General features: G+C 45.0%; 30 protein-coding genes. 29 read left to right on the plus strand and 1 reads right to left on the minus strand.

The features are described 5' to 3' along the window. Positions 1-19: 19 nt before the first annotated feature. From N483_RS23125 to N483_RS26715, 26 genes are all read left to right on the plus strand, one after another. The gene (locus N483_RS23125) at positions 20-859 is read left to right on the plus strand and encodes a baseplate assembly protein (protein ID WP_023397086.1); all 840 of its coding nucleotides are present in this window, start codon (positions 20-22) and stop codon (positions 857-859) included. Further along, positions 844-1,698 (plus strand): phage tail protein, encoded by an 855-nt coding sequence (locus tag N483_RS23130; protein WP_023397085.1) that lies wholly within the window; start codon positions 844-846, stop codon positions 1,696-1,698. Before N483_RS23125 ends, N483_RS23130 begins: the two co-directional genes overlap by 16 nt. A gap of 162 nt (positions 1,699-1,860) precedes the next feature. Then, entirely contained in the window at positions 1,861-2,340 is a 480-nt protein-coding gene (locus N483_RS23135) for a hypothetical protein (protein WP_023397084.1), read from the plus strand. Positions 2,341-2,348: 8 nt separating this feature from the next. Beyond that, positions 2,349-4,313, plus strand: coding sequence for a DUF4815 domain-containing protein (locus tag N483_RS23140; RefSeq protein ID WP_023397083.1), 1,965 nt, complete (start codon positions 2,349-2,351; stop codon positions 4,311-4,313). Next, on the plus strand, positions 4,313-5,503 hold the full coding sequence (locus tag N483_RS23145) for a hypothetical protein (RefSeq protein WP_023397082.1): 1,191 nt from the start codon (positions 4,313-4,315) through the stop codon (positions 5,501-5,503). The genes N483_RS23140 and N483_RS23145 overlap by 1 nt, the downstream gene beginning before the upstream one ends. An 8-nt stretch (positions 5,504-5,511) precedes the next feature. Beyond that, positions 5,512-5,730, plus strand: coding sequence for a hypothetical protein (locus N483_RS23150; protein ID WP_023397081.1), 219 nt, complete (start codon positions 5,512-5,514; stop codon positions 5,728-5,730). A 9-nt stretch (positions 5,731-5,739) separates the two neighbouring features. Beyond that, positions 5,740-7,206 carry a hypothetical protein gene (locus N483_RS23155; RefSeq protein ID WP_023397080.1) on the plus strand — a complete coding sequence of 489 codons (1,467 nt, stop codon included), beginning with the start codon at positions 5,740-5,742 and terminating at the stop codon, positions 7,204-7,206. A gap of 9 nt (positions 7,207-7,215) precedes the next feature. After that, positions 7,216-7,653 (plus strand): hypothetical protein, encoded by a 438-nt coding sequence (locus N483_RS23160; protein ID WP_023397079.1) that lies wholly within the window; start codon positions 7,216-7,218, stop codon positions 7,651-7,653. A gap of 869 nt (positions 7,654-8,522) precedes the next feature. Next, positions 8,523-9,422 carry a baseplate assembly protein gene (locus N483_RS23165; RefSeq protein ID WP_023397078.1) on the plus strand — a complete coding sequence of 300 codons (900 nt, stop codon included), beginning with the start codon at positions 8,523-8,525 and terminating at the stop codon, positions 9,420-9,422. Then, positions 9,415-10,629 carry a phage tail protein I gene (locus N483_RS23170; protein ID WP_023397077.1) on the plus strand — a complete coding sequence of 405 codons (1,215 nt, stop codon included), beginning with the start codon at positions 9,415-9,417 and terminating at the stop codon, positions 10,627-10,629. The genes N483_RS23165 and N483_RS23170 overlap by 8 nt, the downstream gene beginning before the upstream one ends. Continuing rightward, positions 10,629-11,195 carry a phage tail protein gene (locus N483_RS23175; RefSeq protein WP_023397076.1) on the plus strand — a complete coding sequence of 189 codons (567 nt, stop codon included), beginning with the start codon at positions 10,629-10,631 and terminating at the stop codon, positions 11,193-11,195. The genes N483_RS23170 and N483_RS23175 overlap by 1 nt, the downstream gene beginning before the upstream one ends. Positions 11,196-11,212: 17 nt before the next feature. Continuing rightward, entirely contained in the window at positions 11,213-12,049 is an 837-nt protein-coding gene (locus N483_RS23180) for a hypothetical protein (protein ID WP_023397075.1), read from the plus strand. After that, a complete protein-coding gene (locus N483_RS23185; protein ID WP_023397074.1) occupies positions 12,050-12,253 on the plus strand; it encodes a hypothetical protein in 204 nt (67 codons plus the stop codon). Positions 12,254-12,269: 16 nt separating this feature from the next. Continuing rightward, positions 12,270-13,055 (plus strand): hypothetical protein, encoded by a 786-nt coding sequence (locus N483_RS23190; protein ID WP_023397073.1) that lies wholly within the window; start codon positions 12,270-12,272, stop codon positions 13,053-13,055. Positions 13,056-13,078: 23 nt separating this feature from the next. After that, entirely contained in the window at positions 13,079-13,360 is a 282-nt protein-coding gene (locus N483_RS23195) for a hypothetical protein (protein WP_023397072.1), read from the plus strand. Positions 13,361-13,448: 88 nt separating this feature from the next. Beyond that, positions 13,449-14,021: a hypothetical protein gene (locus tag N483_RS23200; RefSeq protein ID WP_023397071.1), complete on the plus strand. Its 573-nt coding sequence runs from the start codon at positions 13,449-13,451 to the stop codon at positions 14,019-14,021. A gap of 8 nt (positions 14,022-14,029) precedes the next feature. Continuing rightward, a complete protein-coding gene (locus N483_RS23205) occupies positions 14,030-14,842 on the plus strand; it encodes a phage baseplate assembly protein V (RefSeq protein WP_023397070.1) in 813 nt (270 codons plus the stop codon). 3 nt (positions 14,843-14,845) lie between these two features. Next, a complete protein-coding gene (locus N483_RS23210; RefSeq protein WP_023397069.1) occupies positions 14,846-15,145 on the plus strand; it encodes a PAAR domain-containing protein in 300 nt (99 codons plus the stop codon). A gap of 3 nt (positions 15,146-15,148) precedes the next feature. After that, complete coding sequence (locus N483_RS23215; protein WP_023397068.1) at positions 15,149-15,484, plus strand: GPW/gp25 family protein; 336 nt, start codon at positions 15,149-15,151, stop codon at positions 15,482-15,484. Positions 15,485-15,649: 165 nt separating this feature from the next. Then, entirely contained in the window at positions 15,650-16,813 is a 1,164-nt protein-coding gene (locus tag N483_RS23220; protein WP_023397067.1) for a phage tail sheath subtilisin-like domain-containing protein, read from the plus strand. After that, positions 16,813-17,328, plus strand: a complete 516-nt coding sequence (locus N483_RS23225) for a phage major tail tube protein (RefSeq protein WP_023397066.1) — start codon at positions 16,813-16,815, stop codon at positions 17,326-17,328. Before N483_RS23220 ends, N483_RS23225 begins: the two co-directional genes overlap by 1 nt. A 3-nt stretch (positions 17,329-17,331) precedes the next feature. Beyond that, on the plus strand, positions 17,332-17,589 hold the full coding sequence (locus N483_RS23230; RefSeq protein ID WP_023397065.1) for a phage tail assembly protein: 258 nt from the start codon (positions 17,332-17,334) through the stop codon (positions 17,587-17,589). 277 nt (positions 17,590-17,866) lie between these two features. Next, complete coding sequence (locus N483_RS23235; RefSeq protein ID WP_023397064.1) at positions 17,867-21,394, plus strand: hypothetical protein; 3,528 nt, start codon at positions 17,867-17,869, stop codon at positions 21,392-21,394. Between the two features lie 37 nt (positions 21,395-21,431). Continuing rightward, positions 21,432-21,887 (plus strand): phage tail protein, encoded by a 456-nt coding sequence (locus N483_RS23240; RefSeq protein WP_023397063.1) that lies wholly within the window; start codon positions 21,432-21,434, stop codon positions 21,885-21,887. After that, positions 21,884-22,096 carry a tail protein X gene (locus tag N483_RS23245; protein WP_023397062.1) on the plus strand — a complete coding sequence of 71 codons (213 nt, stop codon included), beginning with the start codon at positions 21,884-21,886 and terminating at the stop codon, positions 22,094-22,096. Before N483_RS23240 ends, N483_RS23245 begins: the two co-directional genes overlap by 4 nt. 6 nt (positions 22,097-22,102) lie before the next feature. Further along, on the plus strand, positions 22,103-23,113 hold the full coding sequence (locus N483_RS26715) for a phage late control D family protein (RefSeq protein WP_023397061.1): 1,011 nt from the start codon (positions 22,103-22,105) through the stop codon (positions 23,111-23,113). 159 nt (positions 23,114-23,272) lie between these two features. On the opposite strand, the gene N483_RS23255 is transcribed toward N483_RS26715, so the two are convergent. Next, positions 23,273-24,166, minus strand: coding sequence for a DMT family transporter (locus N483_RS23255; protein ID WP_023397060.1), 894 nt, complete (start codon positions 24,164-24,166; stop codon positions 23,273-23,275). 228 nt (positions 24,167-24,394) lie between these two features. On the opposite strand from N483_RS23255, the gene N483_RS23260 reads away from it, so the two are divergent. The 3 genes from N483_RS23260 (at position 24,395) to N483_RS23270 (ending at position 26,987) form a co-directional block, all read left to right on the plus strand. Next, positions 24,395-24,589 carry a hypothetical protein gene (locus N483_RS23260; protein WP_023397059.1) on the plus strand — a complete coding sequence of 65 codons (195 nt, stop codon included), beginning with the start codon at positions 24,395-24,397 and terminating at the stop codon, positions 24,587-24,589. 369 nt (positions 24,590-24,958) lie between these two features. After that, a complete protein-coding gene (locus tag N483_RS23265) occupies positions 24,959-25,906 on the plus strand; it encodes a homoserine O-succinyltransferase (protein ID WP_023397058.1) in 948 nt (315 codons plus the stop codon). Then, complete coding sequence (locus N483_RS23270) at positions 25,896-26,987, plus strand: homocysteine S-methyltransferase family protein (protein ID WP_023397057.1); 1,092 nt, start codon at positions 25,896-25,898, stop codon at positions 26,985-26,987. Before N483_RS23265 ends, N483_RS23270 begins: the two co-directional genes overlap by 11 nt. Positions 26,988-26,991: the final 4 nt, after the last annotated feature.

Below are 26,991 nucleotides of genomic sequence, written 5' to 3' on the forward strand. Positions count from 1 at the left end.
ACTCACCCAGAGAACACCTATGAACTCCCAGTACTTTGATTTTTCTGCGCTGCCAGCGCCAGATATCATTGAGCCACTGGACTATGAAAGCATTTACCAAGCCCGTAAAGAAAGATTTAAATCCATTGCGCCACAGTACGCAGGTGCATTAGAGCTTGAAAGCGATCCCTTGACAGTATGTCTGCAAGTGGAAAGTTACCGAGAACTATTGCTGCGCCAGCGCATCAATGAAGCGGCGTATGCTAATTTGTTGGCGACCGCACAAGGCGGCGATTTAGATCAACTTGGTGTCTTTTATGGTTTAGGGCGTGCCGAGGGTGAAGAAGACGGTAATTACCGTCTTCGCATTCGGCAAAAAACTCTGGCCTCCAGCACCGCTGGTAGCAAAGATCATTACCGCAATGCAGCGCTCACCGCTGCTCCCAATGCTATTCGTGATGTCGAAGTGGATAGCCCAACCTCCGGACGTGTCCGCGTATCGATTTTATTTCAAGACAATGAACAAGCCGATGTACTACTACAACAAGTGCGAGATTATGTACTAAGTGATCAGGTCAAAGTGTTAACTGATCAGGTAGAAGTCAACTTCGCACAAGAAGTGCCTATCGATGTTAAAGCCGATATTTATCTTCAGCACAATGTGCCTAATTGGGTGTTTACCCAGTTAGAGGATAAATTGCGCGCCGCCTGGCAAGAAACGATGGCGCTAGGGGTTGCAATGACGCCTAGTTGGCTTAGTGCACAGCTTCATGTAGATGGTGTAAAGCATGTTGAAATACACACACCAGATACCTTGATTGATATCGCATCAAATCAATACGCTCAATTAGGGCAAATTCAATTATGTCTCATCACCTAGATACGGATAGTGACGTATTGCTCCCCTACAATCACAGCACCTTACAAGAAGCAATTGTCAAACATGGACAACTTGAATCTGTGCTGGGAGAGGGAATACAGCTATTACGTGGCTTTAAATCCCACCCCAAACAATCCTTGTTACCTTGGTTAATCTGGGAGTACGGCTTGGGAGCCTTGGTTCCTTATCTCGATGACCTTGACCAAGTTTTACAACAGGGACTTGCCTGGCAACGGATCCGCGGTACACGAAAAAGCCTTGAAATGGCCTATGGTTGGCTTGGCTTTTCAATTGCTGACGTTGAAGAGTCTCGCTCTTATCGTCATTTTTACCGTTATCAATGCCATCTAGAACAATTACCCAATATTAATGATGCCGAGCGTATGGCACAACTGGCAGAGCTCAGTGCGCCCGCGAGAAGTGAACTCACTCGGATCACCTATCAACTCGATATAAGAGATTTGACGCTCTCAGCCAAGCCATTTGGGTCACTACTTAGTGATCATTCCGGTTTTAGACATCGTCTAAAAAATGGCAAGTTGCTTCGCATTAGTACACAGCGAACTCACCCTCAACAATTTAGTTTTAGTGGTGAAGCCACCAGTGGCTTAAATCGAAAACACGATAGTTTTTGGCAGAGCTGTACTTCTCAGGTGCTTGGCTTTTTGCGCCTCAGTGAGCCTGTAGCATGTCAATTTAGTGCGGCATCGACACATAGTCGAAAAACTAGTCGTACGTATTCACTTGGCCAAGCGCAGTGGTTTGGTCATTGGCAAGCGAGCACTTGGTCTGCGATTAGTTCCCCTCAGGTGGTGATTGCGCACCAAGGACATCGCTAATTTTATTCAACACTTCAAACTAACCCTAAACTCGGTTTTCAGTAACTGATTCTTAGTCACTTAATGTGTGCAAGGACAGTATTGCACGGTTGATATATGGATATATAAGGCGAATGAGTTAGCTGCGATGAATAACTGAACTAGGGCCAATAAGGAAATATTTTGGCTATTCTTACTCGTGCAGGGCGAACATTATTCGCCCAAACTATTGCACAAACTCCGATATATTTAGCTTGGGGGCGCGGTGCATCGCAATGGCAAACACCACCAGCAGAACCCATCAACGCTACAGAATTAGCAGATCCAATAGGCTATCGAAAAGCCAAAAAGGTTGGATATTGCTATCCCGACGATCAAGGTGACATCCTTATCCAAGGTGGTCGCTTTTCTCTCTCAACGCAACCTACTCAGCACGTGTACTGTGAGTTTTCATTTGATTTTACCGATGGTGCAGGTGAAACCGTGCGTGAGTTGGGCCTTATGTCTGGCACGCAGGCAAATGCCGATTTACCAGATGGATTGGTGTATTTGACACCAGAACAAGTGGCCTCACCGGGTACTTTATTGCTGCTTGAACATCGTGCTCCGCTAATACGAGAGCAAGGTGTGAGAGAGAGCTTTGAATTTGTTGTCAGTTTTTAGAGGTGTTTATGCTTGAAGATTACTATGAAAAATTTCATGCAGACTCCGGCTATGAACGATTGCTGTTTAGAGCTGGTAAAGGTTTGCAAAGCCGTGAACTGAATGACTTGCAGTCACAAGTTAGCCATCAGCTAAAAGGCGTCGCTGATGTCCTGCTCAAAGACGGAGACTTAGTTAAAGGCGGCGAAGTGGTGATTGACGCAAAGCTTGCAACTGCTTTGATCACTGAAGGAGAAGTGTATATAGCAGGACAGGTTCGCCCAGTCCCAAGCAGTGTTGTGCCAATTGATATGGCTGCCAGCGTCGATATAGGCGTTTGGCTTACTCACAATGTGGTCACCGAGGAGCACGATCCGAGTTTACGAGATCCCGCTGTTGACGCAATTAATTACGACGAGCCAGGCGCAGCAAGACTGCAACAGATCTGTCAATGGGGCCTGCTCAGCGATGCTATCGGTCCTGATGATGCGTTTTATCCGGTACATAAAATTGAGCAAGGTACGCTCATAATTAAACAGCCTCCGCCACAGCTCGATGCAGTAACACAAGCGCTAGCTCGGTATGACCGAGAAGCCAATGGGGGGAGCTATGTTGTTGAGGGGATGTCATTGAGCTATCGAGGTGCTGAACTTGAACAGCAAGGGTTTAGTCTGGAAGAGGGCAAGGCACATATCGAGGGTTATGAGGTGGCATTTGCCACTGCAAGAACTGCTCAATTTGACTATGACCCAGATATAGGCTCAGTCAAGGAAGAGCCAAAAACATTTCAAGCCAACGATCAAGGTGTTATGCGCATCGACACGGACTTTTTCCCAGTTAGGCAAATAGAAGAAGTCAATGTAACAGTAGAGAAAGCAACGCAGCTTACACGCGGCCAGCTTTCTGGTGGCGAAGATTTGCTTCCTGACGAGTCTGTACTTGAAATTTTGAGCATTACGCAAGGCGATACAACGTATATTCAAGGCGCTGATTTCATCTTTCTAAGAAATCATATTAGTTGGCAGCTCAGTGGTCAGGAACCTGCTGGAGGTAGCCAATATGAAGTGACTTACCGATATCGAAAGCAGTTGACGCTCGATTATGACGAGTATGGCTTTAACCTTAATAAGCAGTTGGCTGACGGCGGCAACGTAGTAGACAACACCTTGGTGACGATAGATTATCAGTGGTATCGGCCACGAATCGACCTTATTGTGCTTGACAGGCTCGGCCAAATTAAGCGCATTAAAGGACAGGCTTCTCATCAATTTCCAACCGCACCTAAAGCGCCTGCCCATCATTTGGCGCTAGCACAAGTTACCCAATCTTGGCTCAGCAACCAAGCCCCAGACATTGAAAACCTAGCGGTTAGGGCTGTGTCCATGTCGCAACTTGAGCAGATGCAAAATCAAATAGGTGATTTGTATCAGTTGCTCGCTATTGAAAGGCTTCGCAACGATGCAAACAGTCAGGATCCGGCCAGTAAATATGGCGTGTTTGTTGACCCGTTTATTGATGATGACATGCGTGATGCAGGTATTGCGCAAACCGCAGCTATTGTGGATGGGGAATTGGTTCTGCCACTGAGTGCTGATATCGCTGAGTTACCAGTACCAAATGAAGGCCTGCTCACTTTGCCTTTTGAACTAGAGGATGTGTTAGAGCAACCAAAACAAACGGGCAGTATGAAGATCAATCCTTATCAAGCGGTTGAGCCCATTCCGGCAACTATTACCTTAACACCGAGTTTAGACCACTGGACTCAGACACAGCGCAACTGGACAAGCCCCATAACAAGGCGGTTTACGCGAGGTGGAGGCTGGGCCAGACGCACAACACAAAACACCCAAACTCAAGTGGTTAGCCGCACAACTCGCAGTGCAGAGTTTTTACGTAGACGTTGGGTGACCTTCTCATTATCAGGGTTTGGTGGTGGAGAAGCGCTGCAACGTGTAGTTTTCGATGGCATAGCGGTCACACCTGAGGAGATATAATGATTAACGCAGATCCTAACGGCCGCTTAAGCGGCCGTTTTTACATTCCAGAGAATATACCTGTTGGTAGTAAAACAGTGCGCTTCGTCGGTGAAAAAGGTTCATTCGGAGAAGCAACTTATACAGGTAGTGGGACGATAGTCAGTGAAACAGCGCGACGTATCACAACCATTACAACCGTACGCTTTGACCCGTTAGCGCAGACTTTTACATTGCCACAAAGCCGCTTTATCGCCGGTGTGGAGTTATGGTTTAAAAAAGTGGGCGCGGATAAACCCGTTCGTGTTCAGATCCGCGAAACTGAGGTTGGTATCCCCAATCAGACAGTGCTCGCCGAAGCGTCTTTAGAGCGAAGCATGTTCCAGCTCAATGGTGCTCCAACGCTATTTGAGTTTGACCCAGTATCACTAAATGCAGGGCAAGAGTACGCCATTGTGGTATTAACCGATGATCCTGACCATGAGGTCGCGATTGCAGAGCTTGGCAAGTTCGATAGCGACAGCGGCTGGGTAACCTCACAGCCCTACCAAGTTGGTGTGTTGTTGTCATCCAGTAATGCATCAACATGGACACCACATCAAAACCGTGACTTAACTTTTCGGCTAAAAGCGGCTCGATTTACGCAAACGGAACAAAGTGTACCTTTGGGTCAGATTACGCTTGATGAGCATAGTGACATATTGGCCATGGCGGTTATTGAGCGGCCGAGCAGTGAAACGCAGTTACATTTTGAATTTGATGGTGCACAAATCGGCCAATTTAATCTACAAGAATGGCAAGCGCTGAGACTGGCAAATAAGGTCAAAGAGCCTTTACAGGTAAGTGCAAGATTGACGGGGACAAGTACGCAAACTCCGGTTTTGTTTGATAGCGTTCAAACAGCACTCGGTAAAGTAAGCAATGAAGCTGACTATGTGACTCGCGCTATTCCTTGCCAAGTGGGCGGTAGTTTGAAAGTGAGCTTTGAAGCTCAGTTACCTGGTACAGCCAAGGTCGAAGTTTTGATTCAACAGCAAGGGCAGTGGCTGAGTATTCCACTCAAAACCACTCAGCCGCAAGGCGATGGTTGGCTGCTCTGTAATTATGAGTTTTCTAACCTCAGCGACGCTCAAGCAAGGGTTAAGCTCATACTTTCAGGTACGCATATCGATAGACCTCGTGTGCGCTCACTTAGAACCTTCTCAATTTAGGAGGGAATATGATAGACGACAAAACCTTGTCTTATTCCTTACCTCTCCCTCATCCCGACAATCTGTTACAGCAAGATGTAGAGCGCATACGTCAGGCCATCACTGATGTTGACCAATTGCTCTATATGCAAACCAATCTTGACCAGCAGCAAGATGCGCTGCTGAACGAGAAACTAAGACGAGTCAAGCTGAATCAGCTGCTCGGCGAAACACTATTAACTATATAAGAGGACATTATGGCGAGTATTCAAAATGCCGTGCAAGTCATGGTAGATAAGCTAGTTGCCGATATGGAAGGCAATCAGCCGCTTACAGCCGAAGAACAAGCATTAGTGAGTAATGCTATTACTAAACTGACCGACAATGCAAAGCTTGAGCAAGCGGTTGTGGCCGTTGCAGAATCACATATTAATGATGCAACATCGACACTACAGCAAGTTTCACAGTCTACAGGTGCTGCCTTGCAGACGGCCACGGAGTCTCTTACGCAAACAAGCACGACGCTTGATACTAAATCTAGCAAACTAGATTTATTAGACTCCATGGCACCGAACTTAAATCGCGTCGAATCATTGCAAGCTACCAATAACGCTTTGCAAGTGCGTCCACTGTTTTCGATGACGCCAATTGATACACCAAACTCAAATGCTACACACAGACGTGCGACCTCTGTTTTTGCTGTTTATGACAACAGTGGTGAAACCTATGTGGTGCGACCTGGTTTTACTCACAATGCTAATACTGAGCAGTGTCGACTGGAGTACCTAAGGCTTAATGCCAATGGTGCAGAAAAAACCACGACTCACACTAGTTTTATTTATTCTAATGCGTTTGAGCAAAACCCGGCGAGTAAGATTTACTATTATGGCACCAGTGCTTATTTACCGCTTGCGAGTAAAAATAACGCAGCTGATATTCAATACGAAATTGTCTACAGCACGCAAGACTCTCAAACGACTGCAGTGGCAAACTATGGTGGTGTCTTTTGTAAGTCATCGGGCTTTACCTCTATTACTAAGCCAAAGCAAAACCTAGACGCAACTGATCAATATGGCATTAGCACTTCAACAAATCACAGTTATAACCAAGTGGGTGTGTTGTATGACAATGTCAAACATTGCTTGGTGATGGTCGATGAAGGGACTTCAGTATTAGTAGAAAAATATCGTGATGGCAATGTGGTGACCAATACCGCGATTGCAAATGCTGAAGAACTACAAGCTTATGTTGATGCAGGGGACTTTACTGTTGTTAAGTTCATTTATCACAACTTGCAGCATGCTTATGGGATCCACTATTACAACCACTCTGAAACAGCTATGAGTGGTTATGGCGTGAGTTATTATGGCTACTTTGGGCGTTATAACGGTGTGACTAAAATGGGCGAGCACAAGTATAGTGCACACTATCGCTTTACTCATGAAAGACGCCTAGAGCCTATCAACTACTTCTTCAGTTGTAGCACAGGTCATTATAACTCGCATAACTCACCTGATGCTGAAGTCAAAATTGTGCTTGAAAGTATGGCCGGTGAAATACTAGGAATGTATTCATATCACTCAAGACCTTACAACGCCGGCTATGACAATGGTCTCATGGGGGCCGCAGTTAGCTGTATTAACCCTTATTCAGGTGCCGGTATTCTTAACGAACACTACACCTATAACCAATATGGCCTTGGCAGAACGTGCCGCGCATTTTAAGGAGAAAACATGAGCTGTGAATATTTTGCCGACAAAGGCATGAAAATTGATGGAAACTACTGGTTAGTTCATCCACAAACAGGGGTTGCTTGGAATGACACGTCTATAGCTGATTACAAGCAAGCTTATGAAGCACAACAAATTCTATTGGCTGAAACGCGCTTAAACGATGAAAAATCGGAAAAGCTTAAATCAATAAAAGAAGCGGTATTTGATAAGTTAAGCAATGAACAGTGGCGAGTACAAAAAGCCCAGGAGCATGTGCTAAGTGCTGAGTTGGCTGGTGATCAAGCTGAGATAGGCTTGTGCAAAGCACATTTGGCTGAATTGCTAGCACAGCGCGAGCAGCTTCGCCAAGCGAGTGATGAAGCAGAGGAAACTCTTGCGCAGATCTCAACATACGAAGAGTTGGAAGAGTTTACATTTGATGTAAATATTTCATTATAATTTCGACAAAATGACCCGTTTTATTCCCAATAAACGGGTTAGTATCATGAATGCTTGCGAAAGCAACAGACTTGTTATTCCACAACCGAAACCCGCTTAGCTGTGTCGAGCGGGTTTTCTTTTATTGAGTTTTAAGGTTTTTTAATATTATTGCAATTAGGGCAGGAATGACCTGTTTTAGAACCTTAAAATCAGTAAAATACACCTATGCTTGAGAAAAGCTTCAAACAAAGAGTGAAGCTTTTAAGCTGATATCATAAGCCCAACAACATCAACGCCATATTGCTTTTACCTTGATAAAAAGTATTTGGCGTTTTTTGTTTTAAGGGACACGTAAAGCTGTTTTAAGGCGGTCATAAATGACCTGTTTTATTTCCTTAAAATCAGTAAAATACACCTATGCTTGAGAAAAGCTTCAAACAAAGAGTGAAGTTTTTAAGCAGACAGAATAAGCTCAACAACATCAACGCCATATTACTTTTATCTCGATAAAAAGTGACTGGCGTTTTTTGCTTTAAGGGACAGGTAAAACTGTTTTAGGGCGGTCATAAATGACCTGTTTTAGTTCCTTAAAATCAGTAAAATACACCTATGCTTGAAAACAACTTCAAACACAAATTGAAGTTTTGAGCAGACAAAATGTACCCAACAATATTAACGCCACATGACTTATGTTTCGACAGAAAGTGATTGGCGTTTTTTAGTTTAAGGGTATTTGTTTGACTGTTTTAAGGCGGTCACAATTGACCTGTTTCAAATCGCTAAAATCATTAGAATAACCATAAGCTTGAAAGAGCTTACACAGTTATCCCATGAATCAAAACCCGTGCTTAGATGAGTGCGGGTTTTTTATTTTATACAGGAATCTTATGAGTGGTTTTACTAAACTGGACCTGTCAAAAGTCCCTGTGCCAGATATCATCAAAACTCTTGATTATGAACAAGAGTATGAACAACTCAAAGCGCAGTTTTTACTGCAAAACCCACAGTTTGAATCTGCTTTGTCACTAGAAAGTGAGCCCGTTGCGATATTACTGCAAACGCTTGCGTACCAACAGTTATTGCAAAAGCAGGTGCTCAATGATGCCGTGAAAGGAAATATGTTGGCATCTGCGCAAGGTCATGACTTAGATGCGATCGCGGCGAGGTATAACCTTGCACGAAAATCTTCCCCCGATGAATCAGACACAGCATTTAGACAGCGTATTCAATTGGCATTTGATGGGCTTAATACTGCGGGAAGCCGTGAGTCTTATATCTATCACACCATGTCTTGTGATGCGCTTATCAAGGATGTGGCAGTGCAAAGCCCTGCGCCTTGTGACATTGAACTGACGATTTTAAGTCACGCAAACAATGGTTTGCCTGAGAGTGACTTAATTAGCAAGGTTGAACATTATTTTGCGGCGCAAGGAAGCGCGCAATCTTCTATCAATGAGATTGCTTCAAAAGTACGCCCACTGGGAGACCGAGTGACAGTGCACAGTGCCAAAATAAAGCCTTTTACGGTCAATGCTGAGCTATCTATTTTACATGGGCCATCGGGGCAAGCTTTGCTAACAGCAGCTAAACAAGCCGTAGAAGCGTATTGTCAATCACGGCAATACTTAGGGAAAAAAGTCACGCGTGCAGGGATTTACGCGGCACTGCACCAATCAGGAGTGGAGGATGTCACGTTACTTAGCCCGGTTGAGGATATTGTGACTTTAGCGACAGAGGCACCATTTTGTGAGTCGATCACTGTCAATATGGAAAACCTCTATGAATAAGTTGCTGCCACGTAATGCGAGTGAACTACTACAAGCACTTGGTGCCCAGTATTCATCGGGTCAAACTGTGCGCAATTTACTTTTATCGTTGTTACAACTCTCTACAAGAAGCGATGCACAGTTAGTTTGGCTAGCTAAGCTGTGCAAACAACAACCAAGTGACGTGCTGGCTGATCGACAGCGGTTATTGCAATGCACAACGTTGCAACTCTTTGTTTTATTGGACCACCCTGAATTTTGCAATCAAGCTCAGCTTCGAGAGTTTGCAATTCAACTAGACATAGCCCAGTGGCGCGAAGAAGCATCAGACTCTGTAAAGCGTGCGCAAGTGAAATCTGCCTGCGTGCTAAATGATAGTCGCTTGCTAATGGCCAGTTTGTGGAACCCGTTTTTATGTCCAGAGGCTTTACTGCCGTGGTTAGCTTGGTCTGTTTCCGTGGATGAATGGGATGAAGCTTGGAGTGAGGCGGTAAAACGCCAGGTTATCGAGGACGCATTTTCAGTACATCAGGTTAAAGGTACACCTTATGCACTGCAAAAAGCACTTGATAGCTTAAATATTAAAACAGAAATCAAAGAATGGTGGCAAGGAGATAACTCAGAAGAGTTACCTCGCGGCACAGTGCAAGTATGGGCGCTGATCAACAGTAATTTGGACGAGCAGCAGCAAGGAATGCTGACCCCTCAAATGTTAAAGCGGGTACGCCGTATAATCGAGTCTGTAAAACGAGGGTCGATACATGTCGATGTGCAGTTAGGTTTGGCATTTGAAGAGCGAATTGGCGCTGCTGGTGTTAAAGCGCCCGCTATTGTCCAGCGCTTTGATGCGCCTGTGGGACTGGGAGTAAAGCCATCTAAAATCGAAATGAATTTAGGCTGTGTAGGGACGGCGAAAGCACATCAATCATCGCATTTTTCAATAGCTGGCGTGGGTATTAAACCACCATCAAATAAGGGTATTACGCGGTTATCCGGTGCAACGATGAGTAGGAAAACACAGCATTTCGCATGGGGTGGTGTGGGTATAAAACCAGCCGAACTAGTCGTGAATTACGCAGCTTGTGGGGTCTCTACAAGCTATTTATCTATACATAATTCCCCAGAAGGTCAGGGGGTTCTGCCAAGTCGTGGTACTGGGAATGAGTATGTAGTAAGCACAACTCGGCAGATTATTTGTCAACATTTAAACTTACAAGGAGCTGCTTAATGTCTGCATTAACGCTGCAGTTTACTCAGGTGGGGTTAGACGCTTTGTTGGCTGCCAAAGCCAATGGAAAAAAAGCACAAATAAGCCATATGGCATTTGGTGACGCAAGCTATACACCTTCGCAAACACAAACGAGTTTGCAAAACCTGCGAGAATTACAACCGATTCGTGAAGACAACTATGAAGTGGGTGAAAACCACCAAGTCACAGTCGTTGCGTTATTCGATAAAGCAATGTCAGCGCCAGAGTATGCGATTCGTGAAGTCGGTGTTTTTATTCAGATTGATGAGCCTGCCGGTAGTGACAACAACCTGATCCTTTTAGGCGTGTACTCCGAACCAAACCGAACACTAGGCTATCGCACACCAGATGTAAAAATTCTACAAAGCGTAACGTTGAGCCTTGCGCAATTACCGTCGGACAGCGTTGAAATTAAGCCTGGGATTGATAATTTTAACATGCTGATTGATAACGAATTAGCTGATTTAACCTTGGTGCAATTGGATACCATGCATCGACAGTTAAAACAAGAGTTACGCTTGGCTGCACTGGAAAAGCTTCAATAGATTAATTAGGAAAATATATGTCAAACGAACATACTACCATCACTGAAAGTTTAGCGAATGTCGCGACAAGAGCGAACGAACTTTGTAATACTGTTGATGAGCAGTTATCAGTAATCAATTCTACTTTGACTGCTGAAAAGCAAAAAATGGCAGCTAAAACGGCAGAGTTGACGGCGCTCACAAACGCAGCAGTAGCTGAGTCAAAAGCAAAAATTGATACACTTGTAGACAATGGTTTTCGTTCAGAGATCCCTTTTTTTAGAGTGACGAAAAACCAAGAGTTAAAAATCAATGGCGTGTTAACGCCTGGAACTAAAGGCACACCAAACGGGTTTGGTAACAGAGCAGGACAATATGACTGTGAAATTGTTGCATACACTCAGCATGGTGTAGAGCCAGACCAAAAGAACCCGGAAATCCAAAAAATGTGGTCGGAAGTTCATCACACTATCCCGAAGCACAACCAGCCAGATTTTGCAATTATCAGATTGACAGCGAAGGATGTTGCAGATTATCCAACACATATCAATAACGCATATTCGATCTATCAAGGCGCTTTGCCACAAAGTGGCATATTTACATTTGGGGCTTGGGTAAAAGTCGAGCAGGGAGAGGTTCATATGGGATACCCTCAGAGCGATGACAGTACAAGGTTGCCAAACGACAATACATGGCACGAGAGAATGTATACGGGCTCAGTTTTATCTGGTGGAGCATATTACAACTTTGGTCCTCACTTTTATCTAAGTAAAGGCGCCAGTTGCTTAATCGCACTGCCTGGTGTCGTGTTAGGGAAAGTGCCAGAGGGACGTTGGGGTTATTTCGAAAGACCAGTTTTTGAGAGGGAGCAATAAATGTTAGAGCAAATTATTAATCAAGAAGATGAGCTTGGTGGAGTGCGTAGTCAATTTGATATTGACGTCGACTTAAGAGCTTTTTTGAAAGATACAGATTGGTATGTGATCAGAGAGTCTGAGACTGGTATTGCCATGCCTGAAGAAATCAAAAAACAGCGCGAATTTGCCAGAAGTCAAATTCAATCGCCATTGCTAAAATAGGTTGAGGGCAATATGTATGTCAAATGATAACCTATCAATCACTGAGCGTCTTACCAATGTAGCTGCAAGAGCCAATGCCCTTTGCGACACCGTAAATAGTCAAATTGGTGTAATAAATAATGCGGTAACGAACGCTGAAAACAAGTTTGATAACTATATGGGGGGCGCACGTGCTGAGCTGTCCCATATCTTATTAAGTAAAAATCAAAAGATGGAGCCCAATGACAATGGCACGGCGATTAAAGGCTTTACGACCATTGGACTTGAGCGATTTGAGGTGATCAAAGAAGCAACTATCTATGCAGCAGCTGCCAACGACACAGATCATACTGGTAGAGGCGTTGCACAAGACTTTCGCTCCAATGTGTACAACGGTTATGTCAACACACCATTTCATATCTTACGTTTAAAGTGGAAACGAAATACTGCCGCTCATCCGGCGCGCATAGATAACAACTATTGGACAGGTTCCCAGCAAGGCGCGCTGTCTACAGGCTGTTATTTCAAATTGCTGTCAGGCAGTGTTGAGGGATCAATGCAAGCGGTGAAAGACTATAGTAATGGATGGCAATTGCTTGGTTATCATCAAAAAGCAGACAGCCCGGCCAAGTCTTTTTACGGGCCGCACACTAAGCTTGGGCTATCCGCGTCGACGCTCGAAGAGGGCGAGGCGTTAATTTGTTTATTTGGCACAGTTAGCGGCTTTGTTGATTTTGACAAAGCAGGTTGGGGCGTTTACCCAGAGTTTGCCAAGCCTTCTGATGTGTCCGTTGCCACAGCGCAACTTAGTACTCAACAATAATATGGCTTAGGGGATGAAACACGATGCAAATAAAACATAATGATGCGCTCATAGCTTCCATAGGAGAGGTTTTGAGTGCTGCGCAAATTGCCCATTTTCTCGAGCAAAATGAAATTGATATTCCAATTGGTGAGTTAACTTTTATCTACTCCCGTGACGAGGCGTTAGAAGCTCGACGTATTGCGTATACCGCTGAGTCAGATCCTCTGTATATGGAGTGGCAATATGATCAAACGGAAGAAAGTAAGCAAGCTTGGTTTGCGTGTGTGGCAAATATTAAAGCGCGCTTTCCATTTCCAGCTTAACGTATTTGGGCATTTCGTCCATCTCGACTCGCCTTTTCCTTCGAGTCACATCCATCACCAGTATTAACTTCAAAGAGTAATAAACCTCATGCAAAGATGTACCTTAATCAATAAGGTGCTTGAACGCTTATCATCTGGACTTCAAGGGGTGGCACAAGTGGGGCTATTAAAAGCCACACAGCCCTACCCAGATCTGACGCAGCAAGCCCAACTGACAGTCAAGCTGCTCGGCGAACGTCAAGCCAGTGAACTGCAGGCAAAAGGCGCCGACAAAGGTGTCACTTATGGACCGTCGTATAACAAAAACCTCAGTCCAAATTCACTCGACAGAAGAGTGCTGCAGTTGCAGCTAGACATAGAGTTGGAAGACGCCGACAACGCGACGCTGTTGCAACGACTTGACCAGCTGATAACCCAGAGTGAGGCACTTGTGATGGCGGACGAAATGCCCATCCATTGGCAACATTTTATCGCGCAAAAAAGTGATATGAGCTTTAGTTACCAAGTTAATTCAACTTTGGCAAAAGCGCAGCTTTTTTGGGACTTTTATTATCAAGTTGAGTATCCGGATGAGCCTGCTGGTCCTGAGATCACGGAAGTGTACCTAGGCCCTAAAGGCGGTGAGTACAAATTGATAAATAAAGTACCTACGACCACTTAGGAGCATTTATGTTAGCTAATCAACAGCAGTCTGAACTGGCTGCATCTGACATGCAGCATCGCTTTGCCAAGTTAATTTCAATCGGTACGGTTGAAGAGGTTGATTATGAATTGGCTCGGGTCAAGGTGCGTATTGGAGAGTGGCTCACGGCCAAATTGCCCTGGCTCACTCATCAAGCTGCGCAAGATATGACTTGGCAAGCCCCTGAAGTGGGTGAGCAAGTATTGGTATTAGCTCCAAGTGGCGATATGGCACAAGGTATAGTGCTTGGTAGTTTATACGCGAATGCTCATGAACAGCCTCACTACAAAATGAACCATGTTGTCGATGCGACCAGTGCGGGTGGCGCTCTCGTTCAAGCTTTGCCGGCCATTGCGCCACAAGCCCGTGAACATGTTCAACGCACGCACTATCAAGATGGTGCGATTGTTCAGTACGACCGAGAAAACCATGCATACGATATTTTTATTCCGCAGGCAGATCCTCTCGCCAAGATAAACATTTATTGTGGTGGGGATATTAATGTGGAATGTCATAACGATACCAATGTCACAGTTGGCAACGACGCAAATGTCGTAATTGGTAATAACGCGACGGTAGAAATTGGTGGTGCTGCTCAGGTCGATGTGACTGGAACGGCGGATGTTACTGTTGGGGACAATGTTTCCGTAAGCGGTGGCGCAAATATTGATATCACTGCATCGGGCGCTTTAAGTCTGACAGGTGATTCGGTATCTGTCACTTCAACGGGCAGTAATGTTGAAGTACTCGCATCAGCAACTTTAAAACTTAACGGCGCAAATATTAGTGCACAGGAGTAACCGATGCCAGCTATTTCAGTAGATGGTGCGATCACAGATGTCCACGTGGGATTTGCCCCGGGCACTATTTCTGCGTCTCAAACTTCGTTTACAGTTGGTGGAATTGCCGCTTTAAGAGTCGGTGACAGTATTAGCGACCACGTACTTATCGCTGACCCTAAAGTTAAACATTCTGGAATGGTCGTTGCTGCGGGCGCATCCACTTTTACAATAGCAGGAAAACCGGTTGCCAGACTTGGTGATCCTACCAACTGTGGTGGCAAAATCGCCGTTGGTGTTGGCAGTTTTACCATAGGGGGATAAACCATGATAGGAATGAACGCAAAAACGGGAAAGCCATTAGGTGGCGTTGAACACTTAAAACAGAGTATTCGCGATATTGTCACAACGCCACTTGGTAGCCGCGTTATGCGCCGTGATTATGGCTGCGGGTTATTTGAACTCGTCGATAGGCCATTTTCTCATAATCTTGTTGGCGACATTACGATGTCAATTGCCAACGCGTTAGATAGGTGGGAGCCGCGCTTTCGCCTTGAAGGAGTGGCCGTTCACCCTGCGGGGGAAGGTAAAGTCGATATTACTATTGAAGGTCTTTACCTCATTAACAACGAGCCGGTCACTATTGAAGGGATCTTACTCTAATTTATCTTGGTTGATATATCAGTCAACTTCTCATTATTAACTTCCTTCTGTACTTATTCGTACAGATAACTAATCAACTTAAGCCATGTCAATCTGCTTGAACCTTCAAGTCAGTTTGCATGGCTTTTTTATTAGCTAATTGACATACCTTTAAAGGAGATATCTATGTCGCAATTTCTACACGGTGTAGAAGTCATCGAGGCGCAGTCTGGTACGCGCCCAATTAAAACAGTAAAAAGCTCAGTAATCGGTCTGATTGGTACTGCTCCACAAGCAGATGCTGAAAAGTTTCCTCTTAACACACCGGTTTTAATTGCTGGTAAACGTGCGGAAGCTGCGTTGTTAGGTGAGCAAGGTACTCTGCCTGCTGCGATTGATGGTGTATTTGACCAAGCGGGCGCAGTTGTGGTTGTTGTGCGTGTCGACGGTGCTGATGAGAGTGCTGTGATGACCAACATTCAAGGTGGTGTTGCTGCTGACGGTAGCTATGAAGGTGCGTATGCATTCTTAGGCGCTGAGTCAGTATTAGGCGTAACACCTCGTATCCTTGTAGCTCCAGGATTCACTCACCAACGCCCGTCTGGCGCAGCTAACCCAGTTGTTGCTGAGCTTGTTGGTATTGCAGAGCGTCTTCGCGCTGTGATCATTGCTGACGGTCCAAACACAAATGATGCAGACGCGATTGCATATCGTGGTGATTGTTCATCTCGTCGTGTATATGTGGTTGACCCTCAGGTGAAAGTATTCAAAGAAGGTGCTGTTGTAAATGAGCCTGCTAGTGCACGTGTCGCGGGTATGATTGCTAAATCAGACAATGACCGTGGTTTCTGGTGGAGCCCAAGTAACACTGCTATGAATGGCATTGTTGGTACCGCTCGTCCAGTTGACTTCCAGCTAGGTGATAAGAATGCGCGTGCAAACTTACTGAATGAAAAAGAAGTGTCTACAATCATCCGTCAAAATGGCTTCAAGCTATGGGGTAACCGTACTTGTGCGACAGACCCTAAGTGGGCATTCCTTTCGGTAGTTCGTACTGCGGATATGATCAACGATTCTCTACTTCGTGCGCATATGTGGGCAGTTGACCGCAACATCACATCAACTTACATCAAAGACGTGACTGAAAGCGTACAGGCTTACCTTGATAGCTTAAAAGCACAAGGTGCTATTTTAGGTGGCCAAATCTGGGCTGATGAAGACCTTAACACACCTGAAAATATCCAAGCAGGTAAAGTGTACTTCAGCTTCGACTTCACACCACCGACGCCTGCTGAGCACATCACGTTCAAGAGCATTCTAACTAACAACTACTTAGAGGAAATCGTATAATGGCAATGTCTCCTAAAATCCTAAAAAAATCAAAGCTGTTTGTAGATGGTAAGGGTTACCTTGGCATTGCAGATGAGATCTCACTACCGAAAGTAACAGTGAAGACTCGCGAAGTAACTTCTGGTTTCCAAGCTCCAATTGAGCTAGATGTTGGTCAACTTGAAAAGCTTGAAGGTTCAATCACCTTACTTGAGTACAACGCAGATGTACTTAAGCTGCTAGGTGATTGGGGCGGTACTGGCAGAACAATCAACTTGACTGCACGTGGCGCAATCCAGAAGCAAGGTGCTGCACCTGAGCCTGTTGTTGTCACATTACATGGCTTCTTTAAAGAAGTAGACATGGGCAGCTGGAAAGATGGCGAAGAAGCGAAAATGACACTGCAATACGCTGTTCAAAAGTACAAGCTAGAAGTGAACAACGAAGTTATCTATAACATCGACCTGTACAACGATATCCGCGAAATCGCGGGTGTTGACCACATGGCGAACCTACGCAAGACAATCGGAGCTTAATCTATGACTGAAATCATTAAACTGACTTTCCCTATTACGGTCGATGGGCATGAGTATGCAGAACTAAAAATGAGACGACCTAAAGTGCGCGATCGGTTAATGGTTGATAAAGCGGATATTAGCGAATCTGAGAGCGAAATCCGTTACTTCTCACATTTGTGTGAAGTGTCTCCCGATATTATCGAAGAGTTAGACTGGAGCGACTTTGTTAAGTTGCGTGAGGCACTCCAGGCTTTTCTCGTATCCCGCCCAAGCGTCTAAAAGCAATGGTGATTGCCCTGGCTAAGTACACAGGGTGGGGCTTGCAAGAACTCAACGCGCTGACCGAAGACGAACTTATTGAGTGGTTTGAAGCAGCGGTTGATTATAAAGAAGCAACAGAGGCGGGGTAACCCGCCTTTTTTTCACCAGCGCAAGTTTGATAGCTCAAGGACTTAAGCGCAGTTTTAGGGTCTTGAGCTATCAACCTTGGCGCGTTGCCGTTCGTTGCAATGTGCAATCAATACATTCCCGCTTATCTCTCTTCCTAGGTATTATTATGAAACATCAAGAATTGTCTGCCAAAGGCCGTTCAAAGAACAAAGTAAAGTACCGCCTACCTAAGCAGGATCAGGTTGATCCGAATGTTCAATTAGGCAGTATGCTTGCTAACTTGGTGAAAGCTAAAAAGCCGCTCGATACCAGCTCATTACAAGCTGTGATAGGGCAGTTAGCAAATGTGAATGTCAATGAATTGCTGGGCAATTCCAGCAAAATTATTTCAAGCCATTTAACTCAGTTTTCTGCTGTACAAGCCAAATCTAATCGAGCGGTAGCACACAGTGCTCAAATGCTCCAAGCGGCTCAAAGTGAGCAACAAGCTGAAACTTTAAAAGCACAAGTTGATGCAAAAATTGGTGATGGGACTGGCTTAAGCGGTGCAATTAAATCACTTGCACAGCAAGTGTCGGCGCTAGATTTTCAGCAATTACAAACGGCTGCAAGCAATGAGTTGGCGCAGCTACAGGTGGCACTGCCACAGCTTTACGATGGTTTACCCATCAATGCGTTGAGCGAGTCTTTAGCAACGGCGAGTGCGCAAGTTAAAAGTACTGATGCTCAAAACACGTTAGAGTTACAACTCGATACATTGCGTCAAGCGGCGCCTGTCATGGTTGATGCGCTTGGTATTGCACAAATGAGCGGCGATATCATCAGTGCTACGCAGGGAATTGCACAAGGTACTCGTAGTGATACTTTCAACGAAGATCTTCAGGCGTTGATCCAAAGTGCGCCACAGGTACTTGAAACATTTGGTTTTGATAAAGCCAGTGACGTGGTTAAGCAATCACTGCCTGCAATATCATCGGTTAACTTCAAAGATGTTTTTGAGGGAGATATTACAAGCTTAGCCAGCGCAGCGCCTGAGTTGTTAAATGCTTTTGATTTGTCTGAGGCTGCAAAAACACTGGAAGGCGCACTGCCGGTCGTTGAAGCGCTTAATGTTAAAGAGCTTCTCAATGGCGATCTCTCGAGCATAGTTGATGCAACGCCAGAAGTATTCAAAGCGCTAGACATGTCCAGTGCTGCACAAGCTATAGAGCAAGCATTACCTGCCCTAGAACAAGTGGACATTGCGGCAGTAATGCAAGGTGATTTAAGTAGTTTGCAAAGTGCGGCGCCTGAACTTCTCAAAGCAATAGATTTATCTGCTGTTCAACAATCATTGGCTCAGCATATTCCCGCGTTGTCACAGCTAGATCTTGCAAGTGTGATTGACGGTGATTTAAGTCAGGTTGTTAGTATCGCGCCTGAACTACTTAAATCAGCAGGGTTTGAACAGGTTTCCAATACTTTAAGTGCAGCCATGCCTGCATTACAGCAGCTAGATCTAAAAGGCATTGCAGGTGGAGACATTTCGAGTTTAATGTCGGCGGCGCCTGATTTATTGGCGTCGGTTGGATTAAATGAGGCCTCTGAAACACTTGGGGCTGCATTGCCAGCGCTACAGCAGCTTGACTTAAAAGGTATTGCCAGCGGTGATGTATCAAGCTTGATGTCGGCGGCGCCTGATTTGCTTGCGTCGGTTGGCTTAAATGAGGCCTCTGAAACACTTGGGGCTGCTCTGCCAGCGCTGCAACAGCTAGATTTAAAGGGGATTGCTGGTGGTGATGTATCAAGCTTGATGTCGGCGGCGCCTGGGCTTTTAAAAGCAGCAGGATTAGGTGAAGCCTCGGAAACACTCACGGCCGCGCTACCGGCACTGCAACAGCTGGATTTAAAAGGCATTGCCAGTGGCGATGTATCGAGCTTGATGTCGGCAGCCCCAGGACTGTTAAAAGCGGCGGGTTTGGATGAGGTGAGTGCCACGCTAGATGCGGCCTTACCGGCACTGCAAAAGCTCGATACCAAGGCCATTTTAGAGGGCGACTTGAGCTCTTTGATGCAGCAAGCTCCTGAATTATTAAACGCATTTGGTTTACAGGACGCGGCGAGCCTTTTCACTAAGCACTCAGCTCTGATTGAAAAGCTCGACTTTAAAGGCATTTTAAATGGTGATTTGTCGTCATTAACGGGGGCTGTACCAGACCTCTTGGCGGAATTTGGCTTGGGTGACCTCGGCTTAGACTCGTTATTTGACGGTGAAAATGAGCGAGAGGAAAAGTCCAAAAAAGCAAAGAAAAAGTCGAAGAAGCGACGCAAAAAGCCAGCTAAGCGCAACAAGTCTAAAGCGAAAAGTGTAGCGAATGATGAAGCAGCACAGCGCAAAGCTGCCAAGTTGAATGAGACTTCAAAAGAGACAAAACATAAACCTAAAAAACCAGCTAAGCCTGCTTTAAAGGTGCTGGATGGCGGTAAGGCAAAACCTGCAAAGCGCCCCAAAGTGAAAGCTCCTAAATCATTTAAAGCGCCAGCAGCAAATGATCCTATGTTTTCTAAGTTAGGCCAGTTTTTTGGTAAGAAAGGTGGTGCATTATCTACCTTAACAAAAGGACCTGGTAAATATTTAGGTAAATTGGCCACGCCTTTAACGGTGGCGATGGGGGCGTTGGATGCCTACTCAGCTTTGAGCGACGACTCACTGAGCAAGCAGGAAAAAACCAGCCGAGTCGGTGGTGCTGTAGGTGGTATGGGCGGTGCGATGGCAGGTGCCGCGGCAGGCGCTGCAATAGGCTCCGTTATTCCCGTAGTAGGGACTGCGATCGGTGGTATTGTCGGCGGTGCAATTGGCGCATTTGGTGGCGAATCTGTTGGTTCGTTCCTAGGCGATACCCTTGGCGGTTGGTTCTTTGACGATGAGCCAAAAGAAAACACTGAAAAAGTTGAAAAAACAGCAAGTGTATCCAACACCTTAGCGCAGGGCCAAGCGGAAGTTCAATTTAGTGAAGCAAGCAACTCGGCATCGCAAGCTGCATCGAGTCATGCACAGACACCTCTTCAGTTTGTCAAAGATAATGTTATCAACGAAGCCAATATGGTGATGGGCACGATGGCGGCGGTTGAGCAGGCTTCAGGCAAGCAAGCTGGAAAGTGGCACAAAGCATCGCAGCAAGGCCAGTTACTTGGCCACGCGTTAAATGGCCACACCATCTATCAAGCGGCGGCAAATGATGAGTTATCGACACAGGAAAAGGCACAAACGATTGGTGGCACACTGACAGGAGCATTGAGCTCTGAAGGCGTTTCACACCTAGTTGGGAAAATTCCCAAATATGGCAAGTTCCTTGCCCCGGTGGCGGGTTACTTGACTAATACTGTGATGTCTCAAGTAGGAGGAGACTTCTTCGCCAGCCTATTTGGCAGTGATAAGCCTGAGCAATCAGAGGCGTCAAAAGCAAAAGGGCTGTTATCGACGCCAACACCAAATGCACTTGCCGAACCGAGTACATCTCAATCGCAAATAAGCAGTGATATGCATACTCAGGAAGTGGCGGGCAATATTACTGTTAATGCGAATATCACGGTGAATGCGCAAAGTGAACAGCAAGCTCACGAGATTGCGTTACAAGTCAAGCAAGTTTTAGAGCAGCAACAGCAACAGGCGATGCGCGATTACCGCGCTCGGTATTACAACGAGGTAGCTTAAGGGGTCATCCCCTTAAGCTTTTTTAAGAGGACTTTCGATGGCAAAGATCAATCATGCCAACTACATGATGCAGCTGGGTGAATACAAGTTTTCTGTCAGTACAGCGGCATTTCAAAAACTACAGTTTAATACTGAATATCGCTGGAAAGATCTTGAATCACAAACCGACAAAAATAGTCCGGTTAAGCAGTTTATTGGTGTTGGTGAACAAACCTTAGAGTTAGAGGGGACAATTTTCCCACAATTGGTTGAAAATGGTTTAAAGCAACTTGATTTTATGCGAGATGAAGCGACTCAAGGTGTGCCTTTAACTTTGACTTACGTTGAAGAAAGCGGCAAATCTAGCCCGAGTGTAGGCCGAGTTCTTGGCAAGTGGGTTATTAAATCCATTAATGAAACCCGTACCTTGTTTTTGAATGATGGTATTCCAAGAGAAATTCAATTTAGTATGCGATTGTCTCGTTACGATGGTAATGAAGGAGCATCATCATGAGTGCTGTGAGCTACATAACCCGGGATGGAGACTGTCTCGATCTCATCTGTTTTCGACACTATGGACGCAGTGCGGGCATGGTAGAGCGTGTGCTGGAAGCAAACTATGGCCTAGCTGATTTGGGACCGATTTATCCGGAAAACATCAAGATTGTATTACCTGATGTGCCTAAGCCCAAAGTGCAGCGAGAGATTAATATCTGGGAGTAGAGGGTCATGGAATTACAGCCGCAATATTCAGTGAAAGCCAATGGCAACGAAGTCGCTGAACAGCTACGAGATAGAATCGCCGAAGTGAGCGTGACCTTACGTACTGGTTTGTTAAGCGATATGTGTGTTGTTAAGTTTGATAACTTAGAAAAAGCGCCGATCACATTGCCACAGCCAACGGATAAGTTGGAGATAGCAATGGGTTATAAGCAGGGAACGGAAGATAGCAAAGCGCCCAGTGTCGAGATGGGTGAATTTCAAGTTGGAGAGTATCAGATCACAGGGCCGGTGAGGGCGCTTGAATTGGTTGGAAATAAGGTCCTATGGGATCAAAATTTAAAAGCAGCCAAACTCAAATCTTGGCCCAGTGACCCTGAAAGCCCGCTCACACTTGGCAGTGTTATTTCTGATATTGCCCAGGAGTACGGGTTGACCCCTCGAATTGCCCCTGCGTTAGATAGCATTACGTTACCGCAAATCGAGCAAAGTGAAAGTGACATGCAGCTGATGAGTAAGCTTGCACAGCAGCACGATGCGGTAATGAAAATTATCAATGACAACCTTATTTTCATGAAAAAAGGCACAGGTCGTTCTTTGTCTGGCCAGCCTTTACCACAGGTCACGCTTGAACCAAAGTGGATCATTGATTGGAAGTTCAACACCTTGCACTATCGATTGACTAAAGAGGTCGTGGCTAAGTATCACGATCTAGGTATTGCACAGTTGCAAACAGTCTCTGCTGGCGGTGGCACGCCGAGCTTAACGTTACCGTATACGTACGCCGATGAAGCAAGTGCGCAGCATGCCGCAGACAGCAAATTGGCGCAACTTACACGGGCGCATGTCAGTGCAGATATGGTGGTTTACGGTAATCCAGACATTATGGCGGGCGCTGTTGTTGAAGTGCAAGGGACTCAAAGCGCATTAGATAAGCGTTGGTTTGTCAAAGAAGTGCGACATGTAATTAATGGTCATGGTTTCTTGTCTTACTTAAGCTGCGAAACGCTGACAGAATAATTATTTTTCACCTTATAAATATTAAATATTTCATACCGCACTGCTGATCATGCGGTGCTTTTCCTTCCAAACCCCCTACCTCCAAGGTCGTCTCACTTGTTTGCTCACGTGCATTGCTCTATGCATAAACAGGTTGAGACGACCTCTTTCCAATTATAATTACCCTTTTAAGAGTAAAACTATCCCTACCAAAGCTGTTACCCCACCCAATAGCATAGCGCGTGTCACATGCTCTTTTCTGATCAAGCTCATTGTCATAACCATTAATGGCGCGGCTGAAAAAATTGTTTGTGCTACCGCAGGATCGGTATTGTTGACAGAGATAAGTTGTAACCATAAACCGATGAAGGTGCCAAAGAAAACCGCCGCAAATAACCAAGCTTTGCCCTCAATCCCTTTGAGCGTAATGGCGCGTGTTAAGCTGCTGTGTTTTATTGTCGCAACTATCATTGCCACCACGAGCGTGCCCGCAGCAAGGCGTATTATGGCTGCCCACAAACTGCTGATGTCATCATTATTTAGCGCACCTTTTGAAAGAACCATCCCAGCGGCTTGGCATGTTGCGGCACCGAGCGCAAATAATACGCCTTTACGGTAAGTCTCTTTATCTAGTTCAGGCAGTTTTTGACTGGGCTTGACTGCAATAACGACCCCTATGGTCGTAACCACAATACCGAGCCAAGCAGTGGCAGATAGATATACGCTTAGCAGTGCGATATTCAATAATCCGGCAATGGCAGGTGCTAGAGATTCGATCACCAGTGTTCGGGCTGGGCCAATATTGCGCAGGGCAGCGAAGTAGGCACTATCTCCAATTGCAATACCGACAATGCCGCTGGCAATTAACCACCCCCAACTTATATAACTAGAGGGCAATTGGCTGTCCCAAGTGAAAAGCAATACGGCCCCCATCAGTGCAGAGGCTATTACCCCCTTAGCGACATTGAGCTCTAGGGGGTTTAAATGATGGCTAAAACGTTTATATAAAAGGGTTGAAAATGCCCACACTGCAGCTGCACAAAATGCAGCAATCTCTCCTATACCCACAATCATCTTTGTTATTTAGTAATCTAATCTGGCTGTACTGTAATTATTTTGTGAATTTATGCAACGTAATTGAGCTTAATAGTGACCGTGATTGTTCCCTCCCCATGTAATTTACCAACTTCAAAAATAAACTTTCAGTTTTTATTGAAAGTTTAGAACTTATTTTGCTACACTCTGTTGTGTTGAAATAGTCGTGTGCTTAAATCGGCCTGTGGCCACTTGTTGGAGAACATAATGATCCTAGATGCGATTCAAATTAATTTAATTCTTTTGAGCTTTTGTATGTTTATCTCTTGTTTGATCATGGCTATGACTGAGTCAAAGCTGTTTGTCGGAGAGCAACGTCTAAAAGTGAGTATTGAATATGGGATTTTTGCTTCTGCAGGGCTGATAGTAAGTGTCGTATTAGGGTACGGCTATTTCGGTTAATCATCTACTTGCATGACAGGGTGCTATTTGCTTTGGCACCCTTTATCCTTTCACCCTTTATCCTTTCACCCTTTATCCTTTCACCCTTTAACTCCATCCAAATATAAACTTCACATGTGTAATGAGTAAACTCACTCAACTCACTGAGTTTCCTGCCTTATTTTGTCTTCAATTTTCCCTTCCTAATTTTTGACAGTATCGAGACTGTTTTAAGTGATAGAGGCTTGTCTACTCGTTTTTGCCTATGGTTTATTTTGGTATTGTTTAATTTAGACGTCTGAACATCTAGAAGTTGATATTTTATGGCGTTCGTTCATAATGTCAGTCAATATATTGCAGTTAGTTTTTGTCTATTCTGGGGAGGATCTCATGCCGATCACTGTTAAAGACGAATTACCCGCCATTGCGAGGTTGCGTCACGAAAATGTATTTGTGATGCCAAAAAGTCGCGCGATGTCTCAAGAGATCCGTCCTATGCGATTGGCAATCTTGAACTTAATGCCAAATAAGGTAGAGACAGAGGTTCAATTTATTCGTTTATTGGCAAATACGCCGTTGCAAGTAAATGTGGATTTGCTTAGGTTGGATACTCATCGCAGTTCAGAAAACTCAGAACAACATTTGAATATGTTTTATCGTTACTTCTCAGAGGTAAAAGAGGAAAACTACGATGCTTTGATTGTCACAGGCGCACCTTTGGCACATTTAGAGTATTCAGATGTGATCTATTGGCAAGAGCTACAAGCATTTTTTGACTGGGCCGAGCATCATGTTACTTCAACGCTATTCTCCTGTTGGGCTGCTCATGCTGGCTTATATCACCATCATGGATTGAAGCGTGAATTAAAAGAGCAAAAACTTTGTGGCGTATTTAAACACCGAGTTTATTTTGATCACGGTGCACTAACACGAGGTTTTGACGATGAGTTTTTAGTGCCTCATTCCCGTTATGGTCATATTGATATTGAGAAAATCAATCGCAAAGAAGACTTAGTTGTATTGGCAGGCTCTGAACAAGTCGGTGCCTATCTACTTAAGAATAATACAGGGAGCCAAGTGTATATTACGGGACATCCAGAATATGATGCTGATACATTGCAAAAAGAGTACTTACGAGATCTGCAAAATGGACCTGATGCCCCTATGCCTGACAACTACTTCCCAAACAATGACTCGGGTGTTAAGCCATCAAAAACCTGGCAAAGCCACGCCTTTTTATTATTTTCAAATTGGTTAAACTATTATGTTTACCAAACAACTCCGTACGATATTAATCTCGTTAGCCAAGACGTAAGGACTAACAATTATGCCGAATAACAGTGTGCCATTTGAGCCTATCGATGGCCAAGCCATATCTGAAGCGCTGAAAAAGACGATGCAAGAGCGCATCGTTATTTTAGACGGTGCAATGGGAACCATGATCCAAAAACATAAGTTTGAGGAAGAAGACTACCGTGGAGAGCGCTTTAAAGATTGGCATGTGTTGATCAAAGGCAACAATGACTTGTTAAGTTTGACCCAGCCTGATGTGATTAAGCAAATTCATCGAGAGTACCTGGAAGCGGGTGCTGATATCATTGAAACCAATACGTTTAACTCGACCACCATTTCAATGGAAGACTATGACATGGCCAGTTTAAGCCGTGAAATAAACTTCGAGTCAGCAAAGTTAGCGCGTCAAGTATGTGATGAATTTACCGCCAAAGATCCAAGCAAACCACGTTATGTGGGTGGTGTACTTGGTCCGACGTCAAAAACATGCTCTATTTCTCCAGATGTAAATGATCCGGGTTATCGTAATGTGACCTTTGATGCGCTGGTGGAAGCGTACATAGAATCAACCCTTGCCTTAATTGAAGGCGGCGCGCATCTTATTTTGATAGAAACGATTTTTGATACACTCAATGCAAAAGCGGCGGCTTACGGTGTAGAAGAGGCATTTGAGCAAGCGGGCATTCGCTTGCCTGTAATGATTTCAGGGACTATCACTGACGCGTCTGGTCGCACTTTATCAGGGCAAACTACAGAAGCATTTTACAACTCCATTCGTCATATTAAGCCTATTTCTATTGGTTTAAATTGTGCGTTGGGCCCCGACCTACTGCGCCCTTATGTTGAAGAGTTATCTCGTGTATGCGAAACATTCACTTCTGTGCACCCCAATGCGGGCTTACCCAATGAGTTTGGTGAGTATGACTTAGAAGCTGATGATATGAGCAAAGAGATTGTTGACTGGGGTAAAGAAGGCTTTATCAATATTGTAGGCGGGTGCTGTGGTACGACACCTGAACATATTAAAGCCTTTGCAGATGGTTTGAATACTGTGTTACCGCGTAAGCTTCCTGAGCTTGAAGTACGCATGCGTTTATCAGGCCTTGAAGCCTGTAATCTGAATTAGGAAG

Source organism: Pseudoalteromonas luteoviolacea NCIMB 1944 (assembly GCF_001625565.1).
GTDB classification, from domain to species: Bacteria; Pseudomonadota; Gammaproteobacteria; order Enterobacterales; family Alteromonadaceae; genus Pseudoalteromonas; species Pseudoalteromonas luteoviolacea_F.